This is a genomic window from Ilumatobacter fluminis, assembly GCF_004364865.1.
In the GTDB taxonomy this organism is placed as follows: Bacteria; Actinomycetota; Acidimicrobiia; order Acidimicrobiales; family Ilumatobacteraceae; genus Ilumatobacter; species Ilumatobacter fluminis.
In genome coordinates this window covers 2,325,366-2,349,837 of record NZ_SOAU01000001.1, presented here as the reverse complement: position 1 = coordinate 2,349,837, position 24,472 = coordinate 2,325,366, and the positions used below count along the sequence as shown (strand labels likewise).

Annotated in this window: 23 protein-coding genes; 12 read left to right on the top strand and 11 right to left on the bottom strand. The window is 68.5% G+C overall.

The genetic code is table 11. The features are described 5' to 3' along the window. Positions 1-27 precede the first annotated feature (27 nt). Entirely contained in the window at positions 28-1,293 is a 1,266-nt protein-coding gene (hisS, locus tag BDK89_RS10690; protein ID WP_133868935.1) for a histidine--tRNA ligase, read from the top strand. Further along, positions 1,290-3,032 carry an aspartate--tRNA ligase gene (aspS, locus tag BDK89_RS10685; protein WP_208294034.1) on the top strand — a complete coding sequence of 581 codons (1,743 nt, stop codon included), beginning with the start codon at positions 1,290-1,292 and terminating at the stop codon, positions 3,030-3,032. The genes hisS and aspS overlap by 4 nt, the downstream gene beginning before the upstream one ends. A 59-nt stretch (positions 3,033-3,091) precedes the next feature. Here the strand turns inward: aspS and BDK89_RS10680 are convergent, their stop codons facing one another. The 3 genes from BDK89_RS10680 to BDK89_RS10670 all read right to left on the bottom strand — a co-directional run bounded on the left by BDK89_RS10680 (position 3,092) and on the right by BDK89_RS10670 (position 5,414). Further along, positions 3,092-3,448: a SpoIIAA family protein gene (locus BDK89_RS10680; RefSeq protein ID WP_133868934.1), complete on the bottom strand. Its 357-nt coding sequence runs from the start codon at positions 3,446-3,448 to the stop codon at positions 3,092-3,094. Positions 3,449-3,477: 29 nt separating this feature from the next. Further along, complete coding sequence (locus tag BDK89_RS10675; RefSeq protein ID WP_133868933.1) at positions 3,478-3,723, bottom strand: PLDc N-terminal domain-containing protein; 246 nt, start codon at positions 3,721-3,723, stop codon at positions 3,478-3,480. Positions 3,724-4,139: 416 nt separating this feature from the next. Continuing rightward, positions 4,140-5,414, bottom strand: coding sequence for an HNH endonuclease signature motif containing protein (locus BDK89_RS10670; RefSeq protein WP_133868932.1), 1,275 nt, complete (start codon positions 5,412-5,414; stop codon positions 4,140-4,142). A 225-nt stretch (positions 5,415-5,639) separates the two neighbouring features. Between BDK89_RS10670 and BDK89_RS10665 the strand changes: the two genes are divergently transcribed. Both BDK89_RS10665 and BDK89_RS10660 read left to right on the top strand, forming a co-directional pair. Continuing rightward, the gene (locus tag BDK89_RS10665) at positions 5,640-6,017 is read left to right on the top strand and encodes an SRPBCC family protein (RefSeq protein ID WP_208294033.1); all 378 of its coding nucleotides are present in this window, start codon (positions 5,640-5,642) and stop codon (positions 6,015-6,017) included. A 30-nt stretch (positions 6,018-6,047) separates the two neighbouring features. After that, on the top strand, positions 6,048-7,019 hold the full coding sequence (locus BDK89_RS10660) for an SDR family NAD(P)-dependent oxidoreductase (protein ID WP_133868930.1): 972 nt from the start codon (positions 6,048-6,050) through the stop codon (positions 7,017-7,019). A gap of 12 nt (positions 7,020-7,031) precedes the next feature. Here the strand turns inward: BDK89_RS10660 and add are convergent, their stop codons facing one another. After that, positions 7,032-7,994 carry an adenosine deaminase gene (gene add / locus BDK89_RS10655; RefSeq protein WP_133868929.1) on the bottom strand — a complete coding sequence of 321 codons (963 nt, stop codon included), beginning with the start codon at positions 7,992-7,994 and terminating at the stop codon, positions 7,032-7,034. 41 nt (positions 7,995-8,035) lie between these two features. Here add and BDK89_RS10650 point away from each other — a divergent pair, with 41 nt between their 5' ends. From BDK89_RS10650 to BDK89_RS10640, 3 genes are all read left to right on the top strand, one after another. Next, positions 8,036-8,917 (top strand): LLM class flavin-dependent oxidoreductase, encoded by an 882-nt coding sequence (locus BDK89_RS10650; protein WP_133868928.1) that lies wholly within the window; start codon positions 8,036-8,038, stop codon positions 8,915-8,917. A gap of 113 nt (positions 8,918-9,030) precedes the next feature. Then, on the top strand, positions 9,031-9,981 hold the full coding sequence (locus BDK89_RS10645) for a YHYH protein (protein ID WP_243839145.1): 951 nt from the start codon (positions 9,031-9,033) through the stop codon (positions 9,979-9,981). Beyond that, positions 9,978-10,604 (top strand): DUF305 domain-containing protein, encoded by a 627-nt coding sequence (locus tag BDK89_RS10640; RefSeq protein ID WP_133868927.1) that lies wholly within the window; start codon positions 9,978-9,980, stop codon positions 10,602-10,604. The genes BDK89_RS10645 and BDK89_RS10640 overlap by 4 nt, the downstream gene beginning before the upstream one ends. Positions 10,605-10,644: 40 nt before the next feature. On the opposite strand, the gene BDK89_RS10635 is transcribed toward BDK89_RS10640, so the two are convergent. Genes BDK89_RS10635 through BDK89_RS22565 form a run of 4 tightly spaced genes read right to left on the bottom strand, consistent with a single transcriptional unit; the run spans position 10,645 to position 16,525 of the window. Next, positions 10,645-13,119 carry a M12 family metallo-peptidase gene (locus BDK89_RS10635; protein ID WP_133868926.1) on the bottom strand — a complete coding sequence of 825 codons (2,475 nt, stop codon included), beginning with the start codon at positions 13,117-13,119 and terminating at the stop codon, positions 10,645-10,647. A gap of 29 nt (positions 13,120-13,148) precedes the next feature. Beyond that, positions 13,149-14,693, bottom strand: a complete 1,545-nt coding sequence (locus tag BDK89_RS10630; RefSeq protein WP_133868925.1) for a N,N-dimethylformamidase beta subunit family domain-containing protein — start codon at positions 14,691-14,693, stop codon at positions 13,149-13,151. Positions 14,694-14,711: 18 nt separating this feature from the next. Further along, positions 14,712-15,362 (bottom strand): response regulator, encoded by a 651-nt coding sequence (locus tag BDK89_RS10625; RefSeq protein ID WP_133868924.1) that lies wholly within the window; start codon positions 15,360-15,362, stop codon positions 14,712-14,714. Further along, a complete protein-coding gene (locus tag BDK89_RS22565) occupies positions 15,359-16,525 on the bottom strand; it encodes a sensor histidine kinase (RefSeq protein ID WP_208294032.1) in 1,167 nt (388 codons plus the stop codon). The genes BDK89_RS10625 and BDK89_RS22565 overlap by 4 nt, the downstream gene beginning before the upstream one ends. Before the next feature lie 170 nt (positions 16,526-16,695). Between BDK89_RS22565 and BDK89_RS10615 the strand changes: the two genes are divergently transcribed. Beyond that, entirely contained in the window at positions 16,696-18,870 is a 2,175-nt protein-coding gene (locus tag BDK89_RS10615) for an MMPL family transporter (RefSeq protein ID WP_133868923.1), read from the top strand. Here the strand turns inward: BDK89_RS10615 and BDK89_RS10610 are convergent. After that, positions 18,867-19,922: a hypothetical protein gene (locus BDK89_RS10610; RefSeq protein ID WP_133868922.1), complete on the bottom strand. Its 1,056-nt coding sequence runs from the start codon at positions 19,920-19,922 to the stop codon at positions 18,867-18,869. The two genes, BDK89_RS10615 and BDK89_RS10610, sit on opposite strands and share 4 nt — an antisense overlap. Positions 19,923-20,038: 116 nt before the next feature. Here BDK89_RS10610 and BDK89_RS10605 point away from each other — a divergent pair, with 116 nt between their 5' ends. The 3 genes from BDK89_RS10605 to BDK89_RS10595 are packed head-to-tail and all read left to right on the top strand — an operon-like array spanning position 20,039 to position 22,121. Then, positions 20,039-20,542, top strand: a complete 504-nt coding sequence (locus BDK89_RS10605) for an NfeD family protein (RefSeq protein WP_166657515.1) — start codon at positions 20,039-20,041, stop codon at positions 20,540-20,542. Positions 20,543-20,552: 10 nt separating this feature from the next. Continuing rightward, the gene (locus BDK89_RS10600; RefSeq protein ID WP_133868920.1) at positions 20,553-21,572 is read left to right on the top strand and encodes an SPFH domain-containing protein; all 1,020 of its coding nucleotides are present in this window, start codon (positions 20,553-20,555) and stop codon (positions 21,570-21,572) included. 3 nt (positions 21,573-21,575) lie between these two features. Further along, on the top strand, positions 21,576-22,121 hold the full coding sequence (locus BDK89_RS10595; protein WP_133868919.1) for a DUF2510 domain-containing protein: 546 nt from the start codon (positions 21,576-21,578) through the stop codon (positions 22,119-22,121). Between the two features lie 18 nt (positions 22,122-22,139). Here BDK89_RS10595 and BDK89_RS10590 read toward each other — a convergent pair whose 3' ends face one another. After that, positions 22,140-22,787 carry a histidine phosphatase family protein gene (locus BDK89_RS10590; protein ID WP_166657514.1) on the bottom strand — a complete coding sequence of 216 codons (648 nt, stop codon included), beginning with the start codon at positions 22,785-22,787 and terminating at the stop codon, positions 22,140-22,142. 85 nt (positions 22,788-22,872) lie between these two features. Here BDK89_RS10590 and folK point away from each other — a divergent pair, with 85 nt between their 5' ends. Next, positions 22,873-23,712, top strand: a complete 840-nt coding sequence (gene folK, locus BDK89_RS10585) for a 2-amino-4-hydroxy-6-hydroxymethyldihydropteridine diphosphokinase (RefSeq protein ID WP_133868917.1) — start codon at positions 22,873-22,875, stop codon at positions 23,710-23,712. Here folK and BDK89_RS10580 read toward each other — a convergent pair. Then, positions 23,684-24,457: a dihydropteroate synthase gene (locus BDK89_RS10580; protein WP_133868916.1), complete on the bottom strand. Its 774-nt coding sequence runs from the start codon at positions 24,455-24,457 to the stop codon at positions 23,684-23,686. The two genes, folK and BDK89_RS10580, sit on opposite strands and share 29 nt — an antisense overlap. Positions 24,458-24,472 lie beyond the last annotated feature (15 nt).

Below are 24,472 nucleotides of genomic sequence, written 5' to 3'. Positions count from 1 at the left end.
GGGCTTCGGGCGATAGCCTCGACGGCCGTGCCTTCGTTCCAGACCAGCCCCGGGATGCGTGACATCCTCGCTCCGGAGTCGGCCCGCTGGCGCGCGTTCACCCAGGTGTTCGCCGAGGTGGTCGAGTCGGCCGGCTACGGCTTGATCATCCCGCCGATGATGGAAGACCTCGGGGTCTTCACCCGGCTGGGCGACGCGACCGACGTGGTCACCAAGGAGATGTACGACTTCGTCGACAAGGGGGAGCGCCATGTGGCACTGCGCCCCGAGCAGACGGCCAGTGTCTGTCGGGCCTTTGCCCAGCACCGTCCGGTCACACCTTGGAAGGCCTGGTACTCGGGGCCGAACTTCCGCTACGAGAAGCCGCAGCGCGGCCGCTACCGCCAGTTCGATCAGGTCGGCGTCGAGGTGCTCGGCGTCGACGACCCGTACCTCGACGTCGAGGTCATCGCGCTCGGCTGGGAGTTCTACCGCCGGCTCGGCCTGCAGCAGGTCACGCTCCTGCTCAACAGCCTCGGCGAGCCCGACGATCGTGCCCGCTACGTCGAGGCGCTCCGGCAGCACTTCGACGCGGCCGGCGACGACCTCAGCGAGCAGAGCCGACGCACCCTCGACAAGAACCCGTTGCGCGTGCTCGATTCGAAGCGACGAGAAGATCAGCCGATCGTCGCCGCTGCGCCGACGATCGACCAGTTCTGGTCCGATGCGGCCGCAGAGCACTTCGCCACGGTCCAATCGGGCCTGCGCGAACTCGACATCGCCTTCACCGTCGACATGAAGCTCGTCCGCGGACTCGACTACTACCGCCGCACGACCTTCGAGTTCCAAGGCGGCACCCTCGACTCGGCGCAGAACGCACTGGGCGGCGGCGGCCGCTACGACGGCCTCGTCGAAGATCTCGGCGGGCCCGCGACGCCCGGCGTCGGGTTCGCGCTCGGCGTCGATCGCACCCTCCTGGCGTGCGACGACGAGGGCGTGTTCGACGCTCCCGATCCGGCCGTCGACGCGTTCGTCGTCGACACGACCGGGGGAGCGCAGGCGCTCGCCATCACCGCAGCGCTCCGTCAGGCCGGCCTGCGCGCCGACCGCGCCTACGAGAACCGCAGCATGAAAGCCCAGATGAAGGCAGCGAACCGCTCCGGCGCCGCCTACGCCGTCATCGTGGGCACCGACGAGGTCGACAACGGCACCGTCGCCGTCCGGCCACTGCGAGGCGACGGTGAGCAAGTCACCATCGCCCGCGATTCACTGATCACCGATCTCCACACACGCCTCCAAGGAAGCAACCAATGAGCAGCACCTCGATGCGGACCCACCAGTGCGGTGAGCTCCGCTCCGACGACATCGGACAGACCGTCTCCCTGACCGGCTGGGTCGGCCGCCGCCGTGAGCACGGCGAACACCTCGCGTTCGTCGACCTCCGCGACCACACGGGCATCACCCAGTGCGTCATCAACGACGACGTCGACGTCCGCTCGGAGTACGTGGTGCGGATCACCGGTGTGGTGCGTGCCCGCCCCGAGGGCACCGTCAACGACAGCCTGCCGACCGGCGACATCGAGGTCGGCGACTGCGAGGTCGAGGTGCTCCGCAAGGCGACGCCGCCGCCGTTCCCGGTCGACGCCCGCGCCGACGGCGTCGACGAGAACATCCGACTCCAGTACCGCTACCTCGACCTCCGACGCGAGCGCATGCAGCGCAACCTGCGGATCCGTTCGTCGGTCAACGCGGCCGTGCGCAAGGCGATGGAGCGCCAGGAGTTCGTCGAGGTCGAGACGCCGATGCTCGTGCCGTCGACGCCCGAAGGCGCCCGTGAGTTCCTCGTGCCGTCGCGCAAGGAACACGGTGCGTTCTACGCCCTGCCGCAGTCGCCCCAGCTGTTCAAGCAGCTCCTGATGGTGGGTGGCGTCGACCGCTACTACCAGATCGCCCGCTGCCTGCGCGACGAAGACCTCCGTGCCGACCGTCAGTACGAGTTCATGCAGCTCGACATGGAGATGAGCTTCGTCGGTCAGGACGACGTGCTCGACGCCGTCAGCGAAGCAGTGCTCGATGCCGCCGAGGCGGTGACGGGGGAGCGCCCGGGCCCGATCGAGCGGATGACGTGGCGCGAGGCCATGGAGCGGTTCGGTATCGACAAGCCCGACCTCCGGTTCGGCATGGAGCTGACCGAGCTCACCGACGTGTTCTCGGCCACGGAGTTCAAGGCGTTCGCCGGTGCAGAGGCGATCAAGGGCCTCAAGGTGGACGGCGCCGCCGACGACTACGGCCGCAACCAGCTCGACAAGCTGACCGACAAGGCCAAGAGCGCCGGCGCCAAGGGCCTCGTCTGGCTGAAGTGCACCGACGAGGGCTTCGACAGCCCGGTCGCCAAGTTCCTCTCCGACGACGAGGTCGCCGCAGTCAAGGCCGCAATGGAGGCGCAGACCGGCGACCTGATCCTGATCGTCGCCGACGACTGGATGACGACCTGCGAGGTGCTCGGCACGCTCCGGAACGACCTCGGTCGCCCGCCCGTCCACCAGGGCCCCTACCGCTACGTGTGGATCGTCGAGTTCCCGCTGTTCGTCGGCGTCGACAAGGAGTCGGGCCGCCCGAAGCCGGGCCACCACCCGTTCACGATGCCGCACCCCGACGACATCGACAAGTTCGAGACCGACCCGATGGCGGTCCGCTCGATTGCCTACGACCTGGTGCTCAACGGCTGGGAGCTCGGTTCGGGTTCGATCCGAATCCATGAGCCCGAGCTGCAGAAGAAGGTGTTCACGGCGCTCGGCATCACCGACGAGGAAGCGGCTCGCAAGTTCGGCTTCTTCCTGAACCCGTTCGAGTACGGCGCCCCGCCGCACGGCGGCTTCGCGTTCGGTCTCGACCGCCTCGTGGCGATCCTGGCGGGCGAGGAGAACATCCGTGAGGTCATCGCCTTCCCGAAGACCCAGAACGGCACCGACCCGATGACCAACGCCCCCGTCGAGGTCGACCCCAAGCAGCTCGCCGACCTCAACCTCAAGGTCCTCCCCAAGATCGACTGATCCATGGGGTCGGATACGTTTCGTCGGGACCGACGAAACGTATCCGACCCCCAGGCAGGTCAGCCGGCGATCCAGCTGACCGCTTTGGCGAACTCGTGGGTGTGGAACGTGCGGACGTGTCCGTGCAGCGTCCACTTCAGGAGGTTGACGGCGTGGGAGATCGTGCCGTCGTCGGTCACCACGGCACCTCGGTGGAAGTGGATGTGGCGAATGCCGCCCGTCAGCTCTCCCCAGGCGCCTTCGCCGAACCCGGTGAAGCGTTCACCGAGTTCGAGCACCAGGCGCAGCTTGTCGTGACGCTCGACGATCGCGTCGACATCGGGCTCGATCACGGTCGTGAAGTCGTCGATCGTGAAGTCGCCGACCGCTCGCATCCCGATGCAACCGTCGGGCAGATCCTCGATGTGTTCGATCACGGGCCAGAGGGTAGACCGCCATCGTGCCGTCAGTACGCCGGTCGCAGTGGCGGTCCCGGCTGTTCCATCTCCGGCCGGGTGACGATGTAGACGAGTGCGCCCAGCAGCGGGAAGGCGATGATCCCGAGTGTCCACGCCGCCTTCACCACACCGCGTTGCGGACGACGAAGATTGTCGATCAGCACGTAGATCACGACGAACCCGATCGCAATCACGAAGCCGAGGATCAGCAGCGTCCAGAAGATCCCGAGCAATGGATAGTCGTACGCCAGCATCAAGTTCCTCCCGGTCAGCGCGTCCGCCCCATCATGCCCGCTCGAGAGGACCCCGACCGACCGGACGTTCCTGCCGTGTGCCGACCATGTCCGCCGGTTCCCCAGCGTGGGGGTTCAAGTCCCCCCACCACATCGAACCTCGAACGCTACGGTCGGACGAAGTGAAGAGGTCCCTACTCCTGGTGGTCCGCTACGTGATGTTGTCTGTTGCGTGGACCGTGTTCGGGGTCGTGCGGTTCCTGACTGCGCGAGCACGAATCGACAGGCAGACCAAACGAGAAGTGTGGTGGCAAATTCGAAGTCGGATCTACTCGCTGACTCAAGGCACCTGACGACGGATTGCAGGCGTCAGCGGCTCGCACCAGATCGCGTGGTTCGGTCCCACCGATTCCGCAGCCAAGGAACGGCTTGTTCGATCAGGCTGCTCGGGGGTCTGAGCGGTCGAGGTGGGCTCGGAGTTGTTCGAGCCTGAGTTTCTGTGCGTTGGGGTGGACCCAGCCGAGGCCGATGTAGTTCCAGTCGAAGCGTCCGAGCAGGGGTGGTTCGTATCGGGGTGTTTGGTCGGGTTGTTCGGTGGGTGGGGTCGGCTGGGCGACCCCGGTACATCGTTGCCCGGTCTTCGTGAACGTGAATTCGACGTGGTCGAAGAGGTCGGCGTTGCCGGTGATCTCGAGTTCGCCTTGGTGGTGTAGCCGGTGGTGGTATTTGCAGAGGCTGATCAGGTTGGCGGTGTCGGTGGTTCCGCCGTCGAGCCAGTGGACGATGTGGTGGATCTCGACGTGTTGGTTGGTGCAGCCGGGTGTGCGGCAGCCGCGGTCGCGGAGTTCGATGATGCGGCGGGTGCGTTCGGGGACGATGCGTTGGTTGCGTCCGACGGAGAACGGGATGCCGTCTTGGTGCCAGACGGGTTGGATGATGCCGTCGCAGAGGATGCGGTCTCGCATCGCCATCGGGATCTGCCAGCCGTCGGTGGTGGTGGTGTGGCCGTCGGTGACGTCGAGGTGGAGCCAGGTGCGGTAGTGGTCGCGGCGTGAGTCGGACTCGACGGCAGCGAGGGATCGGTCGAAGCAGTCGACGAACGCCTGCGGTGTCGTGACGTTCTCGTTGCCGTCGTTGAACAAAGCGTCGCGTCGTTCGTTGATGGCTTGTTCGATGCGGAGGCCGTCTTCGAGGGGGAGGTTGCCCGAGATGCGCCAGCGGCCGTCGTCGGTGGGGCCGTAGGAGAGCCGGTCGTCGGCGGGCTTCGGTGCGGGTGTGGGTTCGTCGGGGTCGGGTTCGAAGTTGTTGGGGCGCATCGCGACCCGGATCTTGGTGACCGGGGCGAGGGGGATGAAGTCGGCGATCTTGGTGTCGGCCCAGCGGGGTCCGCGCAGTGATGCGGTGAGTTGGTCGAGCGAGATGCGGGCCTCGTCGAACAACTCGTAGGTGGCGGGGCGGTGGGAGCGTTCGCGGGCGGCGGCGACGATTTCTTCGGCGCGGTGTGGGGAGAGGCCGACTTTCCAGCGGAGGAATGCTTCGGGGGTGCGGCAGTCGCCTTGTTGCCAGGTGTCGGTGTCGATGAGTTGTTCGGTGAGTTCGACGAGGTGGGCGTGGGCGGCGTTGAGGGCGCCGGCTGCTCGGGCGATTGGTTCGTCGAACAGGGCGCAGCGGTCGTCGAACGAAGCGTCTTCGGGGACGTCGACCGGGCCCATGTGTAGATCGTACTGGTGTTCTATCGGTGTGGCAAGATGCTGGTGATTGGTGTTGTCTATGGATGTTTGGTGGTTGATTGGTTGGGGTGATGGGTGGTCGTGTTGCTTGCCGGATCGGGGTCGGGTGATCTTCGGAAACGGCTCGGCTGCGCCTCGCCGTTCCCTACGACACCCGACCCCGTTGGGGCTCTCTGGGGCGTAGGGTCGGGGTATGGAGCGGTGGTCGTGAAGCCCTGGTGGGTCGAGCGTGAGATCGCCGCGCCGGCGGGGGAGGCGTGGGCTCTCCTCGTCGACGTCGAGCGGTGGCCGGCATGGGGGCCGTCGGTCTCCGATGCGGGGCTCGACGGCGACGCCTTCGGGCTTGGGGCGACGGGGTGGGTGCGGACGGCGGTCGGTGTCCGGGTGCCGTTCGAGATCACGTCGTTCGAGGACGGTGAGGAGTGGGGGTGGAAGGTGGCCGGCATACCGGCGACCGACCACCGGGTCCGCCCGGTCACCGACGACCGGTGCGTCGTCGGTTTCGGCGTGCCGCCGCTCGTCGCACCGTACGCGCTCGTGTGTCGGCGGGCCCTCGCAACGATCGACGGACTGCTCACCGGCTGAGCGGTGAGTCGGGTGGGCTACGGTGCCGCCATGACCGCTCAGGCACCCATCTCCTCCGGTTTCGGCTTCGACTCGACCGCAACCGATGTCCTGGACGGCATTGACCTGACCGGGTCGTACGCCGTCGTCACCGGCGGCTACTCGGGGCTCGGCCTCGAGACGACGCGAGCGCTGGCTGCGTGCGGCGCCGACGTGTTGGTGCCCGCCCGTCGTCCGGATCACGCCCGGTCGGTCCTCGCCGAGCTCGGCGACACCGCCGGCGACGTTTCGGTCGCCGAACTCGACCTTGCCGATCAGGCGAGCGTCGCCCGTTTCGTCGAGGCCACCGTCGGCGCCGGTCGGCCGAGCGACATCCTCATCAACAACGCTGCGATCATGGCCTGCCCGGAGACCCGCATCGGACCGGGTTGGGAAGCACAGTTCGGCACGAACCACCTCGGCCACTTCACGATGACAGTCGGGCTCTGGCCGCTCCTGATCGATGGAGGCGCACGGGTGATCTCGTTGAGCTCGACCGGGCACAAGGCGTCCGACATCCGCTGGGACGACCCCATGTTCGAGCGAGGCGACTACGACAAGTGGATCGCCTACGGCCAAGCGAAGACGGCGAACGCCCTGTTCGCGCTCCACCTCGACGTGCTCGGCGAACCGCACGGCGTGCGGGCGTTCTCGGTTCACCCGGGCGGCATCATGACCGAACTGCAGCGTCACCTGCCTCGCGAGGAGATGCAGGAACGAGGCTGGATCGACGAGAACGGCAACGTCAACCCGCTCTTCAAGTCGCCCGAGCAGGGGGCGGCCACCTCGGTCTGGGCCGCGACGACACCGTCGCTCGATGGCATGGGCGGCGTCTACTGCGAGGATTGCGACGTCGCCAACCGCACCGATCCGGAAGGCCCGTTCGCTCGGTTCCTCGGCGTCGACGCCCACGCGACCGATCCGTCGTCGGCCGAACGACTCTGGGCGATGTCGGTCGAGTTGACCGGCGTCGACATCACCTGACGGCGGCCGCCATCACAGGCGCGCGGCCAGGGAGTTGTCGGCGAGGCGGCGGAGGCCGTCTTCGTCGAGTTCGCACCACTGCCACGCCCGCTCGTACTCGTCGAGCAGGCTGGTGTGGAACATCGGCGGGTCGTCCGTCGCGAGTGTGACGGTCACCCCCGCATCGAGCATCCGGGCGAGCGGGTGGGCTTCCGCCGACTCGACGGCGTGCAACGCCAGGTTCGAACCGGGGCACACGTCGCACGCGATCCCACGCTCGACGAGCAGATCGACCACCTCGGGGTCCTGCATCGCACCGATCCCGTGCTGGATGCGAACAGCCCCGAACTGTTCGATCGCGAACCGGACCTCGTCGGCGCCGCCGTGCTCGCCGGCGTGGGCAACGCCCGGCAGCCCGAGCGAGCGGGCGCGCTCGTAGATCGGCGTGAAGTCGTCGGTCCACCACGAGTCGGCAGGGCCGCCCATCCCGATCGCGACGACACCCGAGAGATCGTGCGAGAACACCTGGTCCATCGCCCGCGCACAGTCGGCCGCCGGAAGGTGCGGTGAGATGTCGGGGATCAACCCCCACGTCTGCCCCGTCTGTGCTGCAGCGCGACGGCAGCCGTCGACGATGCCGTCGTGGATCGGTGCCCACGCCTTGCCGTTCTCGAGCACGTGCCCGGTCGCCGACACGTGGAACTCGACGTGCACCACACCTTGCTCGTGAGCGGTCTGGAGATAGCGCTCGGCGGCGAGCGCGAAGTCGTCCGGATCACGGAGCAACCCGACGATCGTGAAGTAGCGCTCGAGGAACATCGGGAAGCCGTCGAAGGTGAACCACTCGCGGACACCGTCCTCGTCGGACGCCGGCGGCTCCACACCGTGGCGTTCGGCCAGGGCGAGCAGTGTCGGCGCATCGACCGTCCCTTCGAGGTGGACATGCAGCTCCGCCTTGGGCAGCGACCTGACGAACTCACGCGGGAACTCCGACATGTGGGCATCATGCCATCCGCCGGGTGTGGCACGATCGGTCCATGCGGTACGGGGTGGCCATCGATCTGCACGTGGGGGAGTCGGCGCCGGAGGAGGTGGCGTGGCCGAACGTCGAGGCGCTCGTTCAGCTCGCCGAGTCGGGCGGTCTCGACGTCGTCGTGCTGCCCGACCACCTGGCCTATCGGGCGGGCGGCGACGGCGACTACTCGCTCCCCGACGAGGGAGTCGGCGTTCGCGAGGCGATGACGACGGCGGCCGCCGTGGCGGCATCGACGTCGACGATCGGGATCGGCCACTCGGTCATCAATGCGCCGTACCGACCGCCGGCCATGCTCGCCCACCAGATCGCGGCGCTCGCCGACATCGCCGGTGGCCGCTACACACCCACGATCGGTGCGGGCAACAGCTTCGACTACGACCAGGTCGGCGTCGACGGAACCCGACGTGCGAGCGGCTTGGCCGAGTGCGTCCAGGTCGTCGCCGAACTCCTCCGGAGCGGCACCGCACATCTCGAGGGCACCCACTGGACCACCGATCGCGCCGAACTGGCCCTCCGGCCCGACCCGGCCCCGGCGATCATCGTCGCCGCCGCCGGCCCGAAGGCGATGGAGGTCGCCGCCCGACTCGGTGACGGCTGGAACGGGTGGGTGCCCACCGACCCCGAGAGCGAGCACGTCGACCACCTCCTCCACCGACTGGAGCGGGCGTGCAGCGAACACGGCCGCGATCCCGACACGATGGTTCGCACCGCCGACGTCGTGATCGATCCGCTCGACGCAGCCGGTGCCCGTCAACGCTCGATCGAGACGATCGACATGCTCGCGGCCAAGGGCTTCGACGAGGTGCGCTGCTGGCTCCACTCCGACGCCACCTTCGAGGCCCGCCGCGACGCCCTCGAGGCGTACCTGACGATGCGCACCTGACTCACCCGCCCGAGTACCGAGGACTTCCCAGCGGGCTCGCAGCCGATTCACAGGGAGGTGCCGCATGGTGGCCCCGACGACGCAGACCGTCTGCGTCGGAAAGGACCCACCAGATGACCACGCTGATGACACCTCGCCGGCGAGTCGCCCTCGGCGCCGCACTGGCGGCGTCACTCCTCCTCGCCGCCTGTTCGAGTGACGACGCCGCTGACGACACGACCGAGTCCGTCTCGACCGACGACCTCGAGACGGAGACCGACCCCGAGACCGACGCCGACGACACCCCGGCCGGCACCGACACGACCGAGAGCGAGACGACCGACGACACGACCGCAACCGACGATTCGGCGCAGAGCGTCGACGTCGTCTCCGGATGTACCGAGATCGCTGCCTTGTTCACCACCGACGGTTCGGCCAACGCCGACCTCCCCGACCCGGAATCGTCGGCGGTGTGCGACGGTGACACGGTCGTCGTCACCTCGAACGGCATCCCCGACTACACCTACGTCGAGACCAGCCCGGGGCCGCCCGCGGCGCAGGACCTCACCTACGAGATCCCCGCTGAACCGACCGTGGCCGACGAGACGACCGACGTCCCGCTCCTGGGTGCGCTCGGCGTCACACTCGCGGGCATCCCGATCTACGGCCCGACCGAGGGGACGGGCGGCGACGTCGGATCGATCGACGGGATCCTCATGGACTGCGGCAGCCACAACGGACCGACCGGATTCCACCTCCACCTCGTCGGCACCAGCGACACCAACGACTGCGACTTCACGCCCGACGAGATCGCCTCGGGGCCGCAGCTGCTCGGCTACGCGTTCGACGGCTACCCGATCTACACCGGCAACGACCAGTACGCCTCGTCGTGGCAGCTCACCGACGAGTCGTTGTTCGCGAGCGACACCTGGGCCGCCCACACCTACGTGGAGGGTTCGGGTGACCTCGACGAGTGCAACGGGCTCACCGACGCCGACGGCAACTACGCCTACTACACGACCGACTCGTTCCCGTACGTCCTCGGTTGCTTCGTCGGCGAGGTCGACATCCGAGGCAGGGCGTGACGGTGGCCGCCGACGTCGTCGTTCGAGGTCGGCGGCGCTTTCTCGGCCTGTCCGTCGGCGTCGTCGGTACCGCCCTCGTTGGCGGAACCGTCGGCGCCTGCGGAACGGACGACTCGGCCGCTGAGCCGACCGACGTCGACATCGGCTTCCTGACGGACATGAGTGCCCATCACGGCCAGGCGCTCGTGCTCTGTCAACGGGTGCTCGGACGTGACGTGGGGACGCCGGTCACCGCGGCTGCGGCGGAGGTCCTCCAGAACCAGTCGATCGAGCTCGGGATGATGCGCGCCTGGTTGACCGACTGGGGCCAATCGACGGCGCCACCGGACACCGTGATGGCTTGGATGCACATCGGCGGCGGGATGCCCCTCGCCGAGATGCACGGTCTGGCGTCGGAAGCCGAGCTGGCCGAGCTGTCGCAACTCGACGGGCTGGCGCAGGGCCGCTACTGGCTCGAACTGATGTCGGCCCACCACGAGGGCGGCGTGGCCATGGCCACCGCGGCTGCGAGGCTGGCGTCGAGCGAGAAGGTGGTTCGCCTCGCCGAGAACCAGGCCGCCGTGCAGACCTTCGAGATCGAGCAATACCAGCAGCTCCTCGACTCGGCCTACGCGACCGTCTGACCAGATCCGCCGGCCATCGGCCACGTACCCGTTTCGACCGTCAGAAGTAGCCGACGACGTCGATGACGAGATGGGTGGCGCCCACCGTGTAGACGCACGGGCCGTCGAAGGTGGGGGAGAAGGCGAACTCGGCGATGGCCATGTTCGCGACGACCTGGCCGGGTGCATAGTTGAGGTTCGAGGCGGTCGGGATGTCGTCGGTGCACGGCCAGATGGTGATGTGGCCGAAGCGGTCGGGGTTCACGACCGTGACGTTCACGATGGCGGCGATCGCCCCCGGCGTCACCCCGCCCCGACCGGCGTACCCGAGCGAGGTCTGCACCACGACGGGCAACGTGTCCTGCGCGTCGGGTCCGAAAATGCCCGTCCCCTGCGTCAACCCGTCGACGGTGGTGAACCCGGGCCCCTCGCGCGTCTCGAGCAACCGAGCCGGCGTCAGCGTGAGGATCCGGCTGTCCGCTGCGACCGCACCGGTCACGTCGACGACGAGATGGGTCGTGGCATGGGTGTAGAGACACACGCGGCCCGACGAATCGAGCTTGGACAACACGGCGTTGGCGACGGTCGTTCCCGGTGTGTAGTTGAGGCTCGATGCGGTCGGTCGGGTCGCATCGCACGGGTAGACCGTCACGTGCCCGGCGCCTTGGGGCTGCACCGCCGTCACGTTCAACATGACGGCGTCGGCATCGTCGTCGACCCCGCCTCGACCGGTGATCTGGAGGGGCAGCACCGAGCCGGCGGCACGTGGCCCGCCTCCTTCGAACTCACCGTCGAACGTCTCGTCCGAACCGCCCGAGCGCGTCTCCAGGTAGCGGGCCGGCACCAACGGTTCGAGCGTCCCGCCGTCGGGCACGTAGCCCGTCACGTCGACCACCAGATGGCTCGCCGCCTCGGTGTAGATGCACACCTCGCCCTGGTCGTCGAGCTTGGCGAGCACCGAGTTCGGGACGACCTGCGCCGCCACGTAGTTCAGGTTCGACGCCGTCGGCTGGTCGGCGTCACAGGGCCACACCGTCAGGTGGCCCGGCCCGTCGGGAAGCACGGCGGCCACGTTCAGCATCACGGCGTCGGCGTCGGCCGGCACCTCACCGCGCCCGGCGACCGGGAGCGAGGTGACCGAGCGAGCGGTCCGCCGACCGTCGTCCTGGTACTCGTCGAAGGTGTCCTCGCCCGGCCTCGTGTCGAGCAAGCGGCCCGGCAGCGTCGGCATGAGTGGGAACGGACGGAAGTTGGCGACCACGCTCGCGGTCTCGTTCAGGGTGCGGCTGTTGTCCTGCGACGCCGTGCCGATCGGCACCGTGCCGACGTCGTCGTCGGTCACCGTGCGCGGCGCCGAGAAGAACGGGATCCGATCGCACCCGCATCCGTTCGCGTACGCCATGACCGTCCGGTAGGTGCCGCTGTTGTAGCCGGCGCTGTACGAGAACACGCCGTCACCCGGCTGGTCGCCGTGGCCGGCGCCCAGGATGTGGCCGACCTCGTGGATGTACCCCCGCTGCTTGGCCGGCGCGCACACGGTGTCGATCACGCCCATCGCGAACTCGTCGTCGAGCGCCGACGACGGCTGCTCGAGGAGCCAGGCCAGCCCACACGTGTTGCCGGCCACACCGCGGACCATCATCACGATGTCGGCCTCCTGTACCTCGCGTTCGAGGTGGACGTCGAACAGAGCGTCGGTGGTGGCGAAGGTCAGCGCATCGAGGTCGTCCTCGATCCGTACCTCGTCGTCGTAGTCGACGTGCTCGATGCCCGCCGACTCCAGCCGGAGCGTGATCTCGGAGTTGGCGAGCACGACGTTCGCGTCGTCGATGACGGACTGGATCGTCGACTCCGCGTTCTGCTCGTCGTTGCCGTAGTCGGACAGCGCACCGTTCGTGTAGACGGTCAGCACTCGGACGATGCGGTTCCCGTCGTTGTCCTCCACCGCCGTACGGGCCGCCGGATCTGCGACGTCGCTCACCACCTGACGTGCGGCGGCGACCGCCTCTGCGGTCGGGAGGTCGGACAGGTCGTCGGGCACCGGGATCGGCTCGCCCACGTCGGCATCGACGGCGCCTTCCTCGACGATTAGATGCGCGTCGCCGACCGGCGTGACCGAGTACGTCCGGCCGTCGAGCATCGCCGATCCGCGGACCGTGTCACCGTCGACGGTGAGCACGGCGGAGTCCAACCCGTCGACCGACGACCACACGTACCCGTCGCCCGCACTGGCGCTCGTCGTGCCCTCGTCGAACACGAACTCGGCATCGTCGAACAACTCGATCTCGACGGTGCCCGACTGCAGTTCGGTTCGCAGCGCCGTCGCGTCGATCTCGACCGACCGCCACCGCACCGCCCGCTCGACCGAGACGGCGACCGCAGGCGCCACGTCGGCCGGCATCGCCACGTCGTCGAACTCGAGCACGGTGCCGGTGTCGTCGGAGGCGCCGGCTGGAGTCGGCGCAGCAACGGCGAGACCCGCCAGGGAGATGACCGCAGCGAGACCGAGGGAGCGGCGGTGGGTGCGTTGCGTCATGGATGCCTTTCCCCGCCGCGAGGGACGAGCTAGTCGGCGGGTGCGTCGGGGTGCACCCACGCCAACAGATTACGGGTCACTCGGTCGACGGCGGGGTCGGTCGCAAGGCCGAATGCCCAATCGGTCGTCCCGATCGTGGTGACCTGGCCGCCGTCCGGACCGAACGGCTTCGCGGTGACCATCACGGCGTTCCCGTGACGAATGCGCCGGATGGAGTCGTCGTCGATCCGTCCGAACAATCGCTCCGCGATGAAGTCGAGGTCTCCCTGGTCGCTCAGCGCCGAGATCGAGGCCGGATACTCCCCGAACCGCAGGTTCGACGAGGGACAGAACGCGACGATCTCCATGTCGACCGGGGTGCCGTCGCCGCCGGAGCGGACGGGGAGTTGGTACTCGTCGAATTGGATGCGACACCCCAGGGTCTCGTAGCCGACGACGCCGTCACGAGCGCCCAGCACGTCGCCGTAGCGCAGCCCGGTTCCCTCGAGCAGCCAGTGATCGTCCCGGTACACGACGAACCCACCGATGCCGCGGGCCGTCGCCTGGCCGAACCGGTGGTACAGCCCCCAGGCCGAACCACCGCCCAGCACCGCTGCTTCCGGACGTCCGACGACCGGATCGGCCCACATGCCCGTCATCGTCGTCGGGTCGCCGCCCTGCATCACCGGGTCGGTCTCGTGGGCGGTGTACTTGTGGCAGACCATCACACCGTCGCCCTCGATCCGGACCTGCCAGAACATCGTGTTCCCCGAACAGCTGGCGCATCGGCCGCCGCGACGGACAAGGCTCTCGAGGGCCTCGCGTTGAGGCGCCGACCAGTACTCGTCGTGACCGATCGAGACCATCGAGCGGTACCCGTCGAGCACACCCGACTCGAGATCGCTCGACACGGCGTAGTCGAACTCGAAACCGGCCGCCTCGGCCCACTCGACGAACCGCCGCTCGTAGATGAACCAGCCCGACGACCCGATCGCCGGCGGGTAGCCACGCTCGTTCCGGTACGCCTGGAAGATGGTGCCGTCGGGGTCGGGCTCCTCGTCCCACCGAACCGGCCTGGCCTTGCGGTCGTCTCGCTCGGTCTCGGGACGGCACAACATGCCGCGTGCGAACGGCCGCCGGAACGAGACCTCCTTGCCGCCCGTGTAGAGCGAGCACCCGCCCCACGTGTTGTACGCGTTCCACGTGTTCGTGGCGAGCACCAGCAGCGGCCGATCACCCGGTCGGGCAGCGCGGACCACGAACCCGGCGTGGGCCGTGTCCCGCCCCTCGGGCGCGCCGTGCGCCGTCAGCGTCACGAGGTAAAACCCGCTCCGCCAGCTCGACTCGACCGGCACCTCCACCTCGGTGGGCCAACCGCAGCCGGCTGCATCGGCATCGTCGGGCACCTCGTGGAAACGACCGGTCAGATCGGTGGCACGCCACACCTCGACGCGTTCGGCGCCCCATCGCTCGACCACGACGTCGAACCGCTCGGCACGAGTCGACACGCAGAGCTCGACCGTGTCACCGGCCCCGTAGCTCAGCTGCGAGCAGTACGCCTCGATGTCGTCGTAGAAGGTCACGTCGTCGGCCACGACGCGGACACTAGGCCGTCAGTTCATCCGGCCCGACTCGTACGCCCACATCGCGATCTCGACCCGGTTCCGTGCGCCGAGCTTGGTCATCAGGCTCGCCAGATGGGTCTTGACCGTGCTCAGGCTGATGTAGAGCTCTGCCGCGATCTCGGCGTTCGTGCGCCCTCGGGCGACCGTCCGCAGCACCTCTTCCTCGCGTTCGGTCAACGGCTCGATCGGCTGGCGCACCTCGTTCGCCGCCGAGTCGGCGAAGGCCGACAACAGGCGGGCGGTCACGCTCGGGGCGATCAGGGCGTCACCTTGGGCCGCAGCGTGGATCGCCTGCACCAGCAGCTCGGGCCCGGCGTCCTTGAGCAGGAACCCCTTCGCTCCCGCCTTCAGTGCGCCGTGCACGTACTCGTCGAGATCGAACGTGGTGATGACGACGACCGCCATCGGCTCGTCGACGCCCGGTCCGGCGAGGAGCCGGGTCGCCTCGATCCCGTTGAGCTCGGGCATCCGGATGTCGAACAGGCAGACGTCGGGCCGGAGCCGGCGCGCCTGCTCGACGGCGCTGCGACCGTCGGCCACCTGGTCGACGACCTCGATGCCGTCCTGAGCATCGAGGATCATCGCCAGCCCGGTCCGCACCAGTACCTGATCGTCGGCGATCAGGACCCGTAGCGTCATCTCGTACTCCTCGGCAGGACGGCCTCGACCCGCCAGCCTCGTCGTCCACCCGGGCCGGCGACGAACTCACCACCGAGCAGCTCGGCGCGTTCGGCCATCCCGAGCAACCCGAAGCCCTCGCCACGGCGGCCGAGCGGGAGATCACCGTCGTCCTGCACGGTGAGGCGGACGCCGTCACCCTCGGGGTCGACCCGCACCACGACCTTGGTGGCGTGCTTGGCGTGCCGGACGGCGTTGGTGATCGACTCCTGAGCGATGCGGAACAACGCCGCGTCGACCGCCGGGCCGAGGCCGTCGAGGCCCGGAGCGACGCAGACCTCGATCGGCACGCCGCTGTGGCTGTCGCGAGCGAGCGTCTGCAGGTCGGCAACGCCCTGTTGCGGCGCCAGATCGACCGCACCTCGCCGGAGCGTGCCGACCATCGCCCGCATTTCGGCGAGCGTACGCGACGCCGCCTCCTCGATCACGCCCAACACGGCCAGTGCCCGTTCGGGATCGGACGACGCCAGCGCCCGACCGGCCTGCGCCTGCACCGCGATCGCCGACACGTGGTGAGCGACCGTGTCGTGCAGCTCCCGCGCCAGCTCTTCTCGCTCGTGTGCCTTGGCCGCCTCCACCGCACGCGCCTGCGCCGAGCCGCGGTAGCGGGCCACCAGGCCCAGGGTGACCGGCAGGCTCAGGACGACGTAGCCGCCGATCCATTCGCCGATCGTCGAGCTCGGATCGGACAGGTTCCCGACGACGCCGGCCAGGAGGACGACCACCATGCCGACGACACCGTCGCGGCCCGAACCCCAGCGGTACAGCGAATAGACCGTGATCAGGACGACTGCCGTCGTGACCAACCCGCCGTACGCATCGGCGACCTGTGATGCGACGGCGGCGAAGAGCAGCGTCGTGATGAACCCCCACAGCACGGCGAAGAGGGGGTGGGTGCGTCGCACGAGGAGTGCGATCGGGACGGCGAGGAAGAAGACGGCGAGCTCGGCCCAACGCCAGGCGACGGGGAACGACTGCCACTCCTCGTCGGTCCGCAACGTCGCCTCGAGGACGGCGGAGATCGACGCCGCACCGACGAGCACCCAATCGCGCCAGACCCGACGAGGCGGGTCGGGCACGGCCGGCTCGGCCAGATAGGCGCGCAGCGCCGGCGGAAGTTGCACCCGGACATCGTAGGGAACCGCAGCGAACGCCGAATCGGCCGAAAGGACGAGACGGATCCACCCGGACGGACGGTCGGATTGCGACCGATCAACCGATGCCCGCACGGGCGTCGAGGCGCACGATCGGATGGCTCGATCGACGAGCGCGTCTCCACCCGAAAGGACCCACCGTGTCTTCGTTCCTGTATCGCCTCGGTCGCCGTAGCGCCGAGCGCCCCTGGCTCGTGATCGCCGTCTGGGCGGCCGCCGCGATCGTCATCGTCGTCGCCTCGATCGGTGTCGGACGAGAGATGGAGGACAGCTTCGACGTGCCCGGCGTCGACTCGCAGCGCGCGACCGAACTGCTCGAATCCGCCTCCTCCGACCGAGCCGGACTGACGGCGCGTGTCGTCGCCACGCCCACGTCAGGTGACGACTTCTCGACCCCCGACGCCCGCTCGGCACTCGACCAGCTCCGGTCGCGGCTCGACGGGCTCGACAGCGCCATCGGCGTCGAAGAGACCATCTCGCCCGATGGCGGCATCGCCATGCTGACGATCCAGTACCCGGTGCTCGACCAGCTGGCGATGGACGACCTCGACGAGCTGAAGGACGTCGTGTCGGAGACCCGAGCCGAACTGCCGATGGAAGTCGAAGCCGGCGGCGACCTGTTCTTCGCCTACGAGGAAGCCGGCGGCAGCGCCGCCGAGATGATCGGGATCGCGGCGGCGATCGTCATCCTGCTGGTCGCCTTCGGGTCGGTGATCGCGATGGGTCTGCCGATCGGCATGGCGATCTTCGGCCTCGTGCTCGGCGTCGCCGCGATGCCCTTGATCAGCCACGTCGTGATGATCCCGAGCTGGGCGCCGCAGCTCGGCACGATGATCGGTCTCGGCGTCGGCATCGACTACGCACTCTTCCTCGTCACCCGACACCGCGAGTTCCTGGCGGAGGGTTCGACCGTGCCCGACGCAGCCGGACGTGCCGTGGCCACGGCCGGCCAAGCGGTCGTGTTCGCGGGCGGCACCGTCGTGATCGCGATCCTCGGGCTCGGCGTCGCCGGCGTTCCCTTCATGACGGCCGCCGGCATCGCCACCTCGGTCATCGTCGCGATCATGGTGATCGCGTCGATCACGATCCTGCCGGCGTTCCTCGGCCTCAGTGGGCATTCGATCAACCGGTTCGGCATTCACCGACGTGGCCACGCGGCCGGCGACGTCGGCCCGGGTTGGCGACGGTGGGGCAACCACGTCACCCGACATGCGTGGCCGTACGCAATCGTGACCACCGTCGCGCTGTTGGCCATGACCGCCCCGGTGCTCGCCCTCCAACTCGGCTTCCCCGACGAGGGCACCCAACCCGAATCGACGACGCAGCGACGCGCCTACGACCTCGTCGCCGACGGCTTCGGTGCCGGCATCAACGGTCCGCTGGTCGTCGCCGTCGATCACGGTGGCGACGTCACCGTCGTCGACGACGTCGCCGCGGCCGTCGCCACCGACCCCGGGATCGCCGCGGTCGCCCCTCCGGAGATCGGTCCGGCCGTCGGCACCGTGATCGCCTTCCCGACCTCGGCGCCGCAGGACGACGCGACGTTCGAGACCGTGGAGCGCCTCCGCGCCGAGGTGCTGCCCGACGCCGTCGACGGCACGACGGCCACCGCCCACGTCGGCGGCCAGACGGCCAACTTCGGTGACGTCGCCATGCGGGTGAGCGACCGGCTGCCCTGGTTCATCGCCGCTGTGATCGTGCTGTCGTTCCTCCTCCTCACGATCGTCTTCCGGTCGATCCTCGTCCCGTTGAAGGCGGCGGTCCTGAACCTGCTGAGCATCGGCGCCGCGTACGGCGTGCTGGTGATGGTGTTCCAGTGGGGGTGGGGCAAGGAGCTGATCGGGCTCGAGACCACCGTGCCGATCGTGTCGTTCATCCCGATGTTCATGTTCGCCGTCCTGTTCGGCCTGTCGATGGACTACGAGGTTTTCCTCCTGTCGAGAGTGCGGGAGGAGTACGTCGCCACCGGCGACAACGACGCATCGGTGATCGCCGGTCTCGCCTCCACCGCGCGTGTCATCACGTCGGCCGCCCTGATCATGATCTCGGTCTTCGGTGGATTCGTCCTCGGCGACGACCCGGTCACCAAGATGTTCGGCCTCGGTCTGGCGACGGCGATCCTGGTCGACGCCACGATCGTGCGTTGCATCCTCGTGCCGGCCACGATGACGCTGATGGGCGATGCCAACTGGTGGCTGCCCGACTGGCTCGACCGACGCCTGCCGGCGGTCGACATGGAAGGCGTCGCCGGTTTGCCCGAGCAGGAGTTCGAGGACGTGCCGTCCGACCGGGACGCCGAACTCGTGACGGTCTAACCGGCCGGGTCGATCGGTCCGAGGTCGTCGGGCGTGACCGTGTTGGAACGCGCCCCGGCGACCTCGATCGTGATCGACGGATCGGCGCTGCGAGCGCTGCAGGCGGTTCCGGCGCCGCCTCCGACGAACCCGAACGTGATGCGATCGCCGTCGGCGAACTCGCACACGTACTCGGTCGGGGCGACGTCGAAGCCGTCGATGAGGAAGCCGACGACCAGACAGTCGCTCCCGAACCGGCAGTCCTCGATCCGCCCGACGGCGACCACCGTCGGGCCGGTCGGCACCGACGCTGTCGTCGAGGTCGTGGACATCGTGGTCGCCGGTGCCACCGTGGTCGGTGCCACGGTGGTCGGCGCCGTGGTCGTGGCGGGCGGTGCCGTCGCAGCCGTCGTCGCGACCGTGGTCGCCGCGATGCTGGCGGGCACGCTCGTCGGCGTGGTCGCCTCGGTGCTGGGCGACGTCGGCGGTGATGTGGGCGGGGGAGTGGTGGCGATCTCGCCGTCGGATCCGTCGAGTAGTTCGGACACCACGACCGCGCCGGCGACGAGCAACAGCAGGCCGATCGCGACCGCCGTGACGATCCAACCACCGTGTCGACCCGCGGAAGCGGCGACGACGGGTCCTGATTCGTGGACGGTGAAGGTGCCCGAGCCCGTGTGGTCGCCGTCGGGTCGGTGTTCGGTCCAGCCCATCACGACGTCGTAGGTCGGCGCTCGGCCGACCACGACGCTCGGGAGGACCGCCCAACCGCCCGGCTGGAGCACGATCGGCTCGATGATCGGCTCGTTCTCCCAGACCCCGCCCGAGCCGGCGGCCCGATAGCTGAGGATGTCGACCGACGTCCGAGGGGCGCTCGACCGAACCTCCACCCGCCAGTGGGCGTCGCGTCCCTCACGAACCAGCGACAGCGACACCGGCGGTGTCGCAGCCGGATGACGCGACTGCGCCGCCCTCACGGCCCGAGGCCGTTGCCGGGCCAGTGCCACGGCAGCGACGAGCGCCACGAGTACTGCGACGAGCGCAATACCGAGACTGATCTCCGAGGCCTTCACCGGCTCATCCTCCCAAACCCGAACGCCGTGGCCGCGGACCGATCGGGTCGTGCCGACCTGGGCCGATGTCACGAATATGTCGCCAATTCGTCACGCAGCGCTCCTATGGTGGAGCCATGTTGCTCGGGGTTCTCGACTTGGGGATCGACCTCGACGTGTGGCCCTGGATCTGGCTCGGCACCGCCGTGTTGTTCGCACTGGTGGAGCTCGTCGTCGTCGGCGGATCGTTCATCATCCTGCCCTGGGCCGTCTCCGCCTTCGTCGCCGCGATCCTGGCCTTCTACGACGTCTCGATCGAGATCCAGTGGGCCGTCTTCGTGTTCGGCGGCGCACTCGTGTTCGCCGGCCTCTACAAGTGGGCGCAACGCTTCATGAAGACCCACGCCATGACACCGGGCGTGGGCGCAGAACGACTCGTCGGACTGGCAGGCATCGTCACGACGCCCGTCGATCCGATGGACACCGATCGTCGCGGTCGGGTCACCGTCGAAGGCGAGGTGTGGGGCGTCGTCGACGCCAACCGCCCCTACGCCGAAGGCGAACAAGTGCGCATCGTCTCGGTGCGCGGGACCCGAGTCGTGATCGAGCCCGCCGGCGGGTCGGCGGGTACCACTCAGTAAGGAGCCACCCATGACCGTCGTCGTCATCCTCATCATCGCACTGGCGATCATCCTGCTCGCAGCAGTCGCCTCGGCGGTGAAGATCGTGCGTCCGTACCAGCGGGGTCTGGTCGAACGCCTCGGCAAGTACAAAGACACCAAGACACCGGGTCTGCAGCTGATCGTCCCCTTCATCGAGACGATGCAGCTGATCGACATGCGTGAGCAGGTCGTCGACGTGCCGCCGCAGGAAGTGATCACCGCCGACAACGTCGTCGTCAGCGTCGACGCCGTCGTCTACTACGAGGCGACCGACCCACAGCGGCTCGTCTACAACGTGGCCGACTTCTTCACGGCTATCACGAAGCTCGCCCAGACCAACCTCCGCAACCTGATCGGCGACCTCGAACTCGACCGTGCGCTCACCTCTCGCGACACGATCAACACCCAGCTCCGCGAAGTGCTCGACGACGCCACCGACAAGTGGGGTGTGCGGGTCGTCCGAGTCGAGATCCAGCGCATCGATCCGCCGCCCGAAGTCGTGTCGGCGATGCACGCCCAGATGCGTGCCGAGCGCGACCGTCGAGCCACCGTCACCGAGGCCCAGGGCTACCGTGAGGCGGCGATCGCCCGTGCCGACGGCGAGAAGCAGTCGGCGGTGCTCGCGGCTGAGGGCCGCAAGGAATCGGCGATCCTCGACGCACAGGGCGACGCGCAGGCGATCGAGCTCCGCGCCAAGGCCGAGAAGCTGCGCCTGCAGTTCGTCGGCGAGGGCGAAGGCGACGCTGCGAAGGCCCGCCTGATCGGCATCAAGGAAGCCAACGCCGACAAGAACGTCCTCACCGTCGAGTACCTCGCCGCGTTGGAGCGGATCGGCGACGGCCGGGCCACGAAGTTGGTCATCCCGACCGAGTTCTCGGGACTGCTCGGCACGGTGAGCGCGATCACCGAGGCGATCCGCCCCGACGACTCCACCGACGCCGTCCGCCCGAAGGACGGACTTCCGATCCCCGACCCGGTCGAACGGGTCGATCTCCCACCCGAGGCCTGACCGATGCGGATCGAAGACGCACCTCAGGCCGGGTGGTACCCCGACCCCGAGGGCGGCTCGCGCCTGCGCTGGTGGGAGGGGACCGACTGGTCCGACCGCTACCGCATGCGTCCGATCGAGAACTTCGTCGAGACGATCGAAGCCGAGGTGAAGAGCGGCCATTCGTCGGGCAGCCATCGCTGGGTGCCCGACGATCCCGGTCTCGGCAACCCGAACGTCGACACCCAGGCCGTGGTCGAACAGGTTCGCATGGCGGCCCGTGCCGAGGCCGAACGGGCCGCCCAGATGTTCGGCGCCCAAGCGCGTTCGGCTGCGAACAGCTTCCAGCCGCTGATCAGCGAGTACACGATCAAGGCGACCAAGTGGTTCCGGCGGATCGGCATCCTGATCGTGTTGTTCGCGGCGGCCTGGTTCGCGTTCCAGGTGTTCGCCCAGAAGAGCATGTTCGACTGGATCGGCGACCGCATCGACAACATCAGCGACAACCTCAACGAGCAGAACGGTGCCGGACTCGGCGACCCCGGTGACGTGATCGACCTGACCGGCTGATCACCACGCAGCTCTCGTTCAGTCGACGTGGGTGCGGTGCGGCCGCGCCGGTGACGCGATCAGCGGTTCGAAGACCTTCAGATCGGTCACGCGCCAGCCGTCGCCGTCTAGCTCGGTCGCGAGGCGGTAGCCGCCGAGGTTCGGAACGGCGACCTCGCCGTACCCGTGGAGTTCGGAGACCCGTCGCATCAGGCCCGAATGCGTGACCACCAGCGCCGAGCCGCGTCCGACGGCGGCGTCGGCGATCTCGACGAGCGCCGACCAGGCGCGTTCGCGCACCACCGGATCGGGTTCGAACGACGGCGGTCGGTCGTTCCGGGTCAGGTAGCCGGGCCATTCGCGTTCGATCTCGGTCGGCGTCATGCCCTCCCACTCACCGGCGTACGCCTCCTCGAGACGGACGTCGTGGAGCGGTGCCGGCAGGCCGAGATGGTCGGCGATGATTGCGGCGGTGTGCGCGGCGCGTTCGAGTGGACTCGCCCAGACGCCCGCCCATTCGTCGCCGAGTTCGGCGAGCCATTCGGCCTGCGCCTTCGCCTGGTCGCGGCCGAGTTCGGTGAGTGGCGGGTCGGCCGTGCCTTGCCAGCGACGAACGGCGTTCCACTCGCTCTGGCCGTGTCGGACCAGCACGAGATCGACGTTCGCATCCGTTTCGGTCGTTCGCACCGTAGAGAGCCTACGGGAGCCGATACCCGGGAATATCCGACGGTCTCGTATCCTTGAACTGCACAACCCACCAGAGAGGCCACCGATGGATCTGATCCACATCCGGGACCTGCGCGTGCTCACCGTCATCGGCGCACTGCCCCACGAACAAGAGCAGGCGCAACCGATTCGGGTCGATCTCGACCTCCACGTCGACCTCACCGAGGCCGGCATTTCCGACGAGCTCGACGACACCGTCAACTACGGCCTCGTCGCCGACGAAATCGCCGCCATGGCGGCCGACAACAAGTTCGTGCTCCTCGAGCGACTCGCCGACGAGATCGCCCGCAACACACTGCGGTTCGACCGCGTCGAGGCGGTCGACGTCACCGTGACCAAACTCCGCCCGCCGGTGCCGACGGCACTCGAGAGCACGGCGGTCACCCTGCACCGACGCCGTTCCGATGTCGACATCCCGATGCTGCGGCCGCACGAGGCGATCATCGCCCTCGGGTCCAACCTCGGCGACCGCGAAGGATTCCTGCGTCTGGCCGTCGACTCACTCGACCGGGTCGTGGCGCAGTCGCAGGTGTTCGAGACGGCCCCGGTGGGTGGCCCCGAGCAGGGTGCCTACCTGAACATGGTCGTCAAGATCGAGACGGCACTCGATCCGTTCGCACTGCTCCGCCGCTGTCAACGAATCGAGGCCAACGCCGCCCGCCAGCGCGTCGTGCACTGGGGGCCTCGCACGCTCGATCTCGACGTGCTGTTCTACGACGACGTGACGATCTCGTCGCCCGAGCTCCTCGTGCCGCACCCGCGCATCTTCGAGCGTCGGTTCGTGCTCACGCCGCTCGAAGAGGTCGCACCAGAGCGTTGTCCGGACGGGTGGCGAGACACGTTGCCGCCCGACGAGGTCACTCCCCGTGGCCAGCTCCGCCGCTGAGGTCGGCGGCGGCCGCCTCGAACCGGCGCACCTTCGCGGGATAGTGCACGCGCCCGAACTCCGGCTGCTGCCGCACGACGATGTCGAGCAGCTCGTCGTGCTGAGCGGTCTCCTTCCACGGCATCGCGATGTAGATCGGCAACCCGAACGTGCGCAGCTCGTCGAGCCGCGTGTACACCTCGCGCTGGTAGATGAAGCGCTGCTCCCACGGCCACTCCGACGGTGCGAAGCCCGTGCCGGGGTCGAGAATGCAGCGTCTGCGTGCGCCGAACCGGTCGGCGTCGCGCAGTCGCGCCTCGAAGAAGTCGAGCATCGTGGCGACGGGATCGGCACGGACGTGCTCCATCTCGCGCGGGTTCGGACCCGACAGGAACGGCACCACGATGGGCACGTCGAAGTCGGCCGCGACCTCCCACATCTCGTCGCTCTGCATGCCGTCGGCAGCGTTGATCACTGTGGCGCCGGCATCGAGAGCTCGACGGGCGACCTCGGGACGCCACGTGTCGATGCTCAGCTGCACCCCGAGCGACGCGATCGCCGGCACGATCTCGGCGAGACGGTCCCATTCCGCCTGCCACGGCACGACGGTCGCGTTGTCGGTGCTGCCCTGACCGCCCAGGTCGATGCCGTCGGCGCCGTCGGCGAGCAGCGCACGGGCCCGGCCGACCGCTGTGGCCGCGTCGGTGGCGATCGAGTCTTCGTTGAGCGAGTCGGGGCTGGCGTTGACGACGCCGTACAGGAACATGCCCACCGACGCTAC

Bases quoted from the DNA above. Each gene is read 5' to 3' on its own strand.
- BDK89_RS10635 (WP_133868926.1), bottom strand. From the start codon at position 13,119: ATGACGCAACGCACCCACCGCCGCTCCCTCGGTCTCGCTGCGGTCATC.
- folK (WP_133868917.1), top strand. From the start codon at position 22,873: ATGGATCTGATCCACATCCGGGACCTGCGCGTGCTCACCGTCATCGGC.
- BDK89_RS10605 (WP_166657515.1), top strand. From the start codon at position 20,039: ATGTTGCTCGGGGTTCTCGACTTGGGGATCGACCTCGACGTGTGGCCC.
- BDK89_RS10625 (WP_133868924.1), bottom strand. From the start codon at position 15,362: ATGACGCTACGGGTCCTGATCGCCGACGATCAGGTACTGGTGCGGACC.
- BDK89_RS10580 (WP_133868916.1), bottom strand. From the start codon at position 24,457: ATGTTCCTGTACGGCGTCGTCAACGCCAGCCCCGACTCGCTCAACGAA.
- BDK89_RS10645 (WP_243839145.1), top strand. From the start codon at position 9,031: ATGACCACGCTGATGACACCTCGCCGGCGAGTCGCCCTCGGCGCCGCA.
- add (WP_133868929.1), bottom strand. From the start codon at position 7,994: ATGTCGGAGTTCCCGCGTGAGTTCGTCAGGTCGCTGCCCAAGGCGGAG.
- aspS (WP_208294034.1), top strand. From the start codon at position 1,290: ATGAGCAGCACCTCGATGCGGACCCACCAGTGCGGTGAGCTCCGCTCC.
- BDK89_RS10600 (WP_133868920.1), top strand. From the start codon at position 20,553: ATGACCGTCGTCGTCATCCTCATCATCGCACTGGCGATCATCCTGCTC.
- BDK89_RS10595 (WP_133868919.1), top strand. From the start codon at position 21,576: ATGCGGATCGAAGACGCACCTCAGGCCGGGTGGTACCCCGACCCCGAG.
- BDK89_RS10675 (WP_133868933.1), bottom strand. From the start codon at position 3,723: ATGCTGGCGTACGACTATCCATTGCTCGGGATCTTCTGGACGCTGCTG.
- BDK89_RS10660 (WP_133868930.1), top strand. From the start codon at position 6,048: ATGACCGCTCAGGCACCCATCTCCTCCGGTTTCGGCTTCGACTCGACC.
- BDK89_RS10650 (WP_133868928.1), top strand. From the start codon at position 8,036: ATGCGGTACGGGGTGGCCATCGATCTGCACGTGGGGGAGTCGGCGCCG.
- BDK89_RS10670 (WP_133868932.1), bottom strand. From the start codon at position 5,414: ATGGGCCCGGTCGACGTCCCCGAAGACGCTTCGTTCGACGACCGCTGC.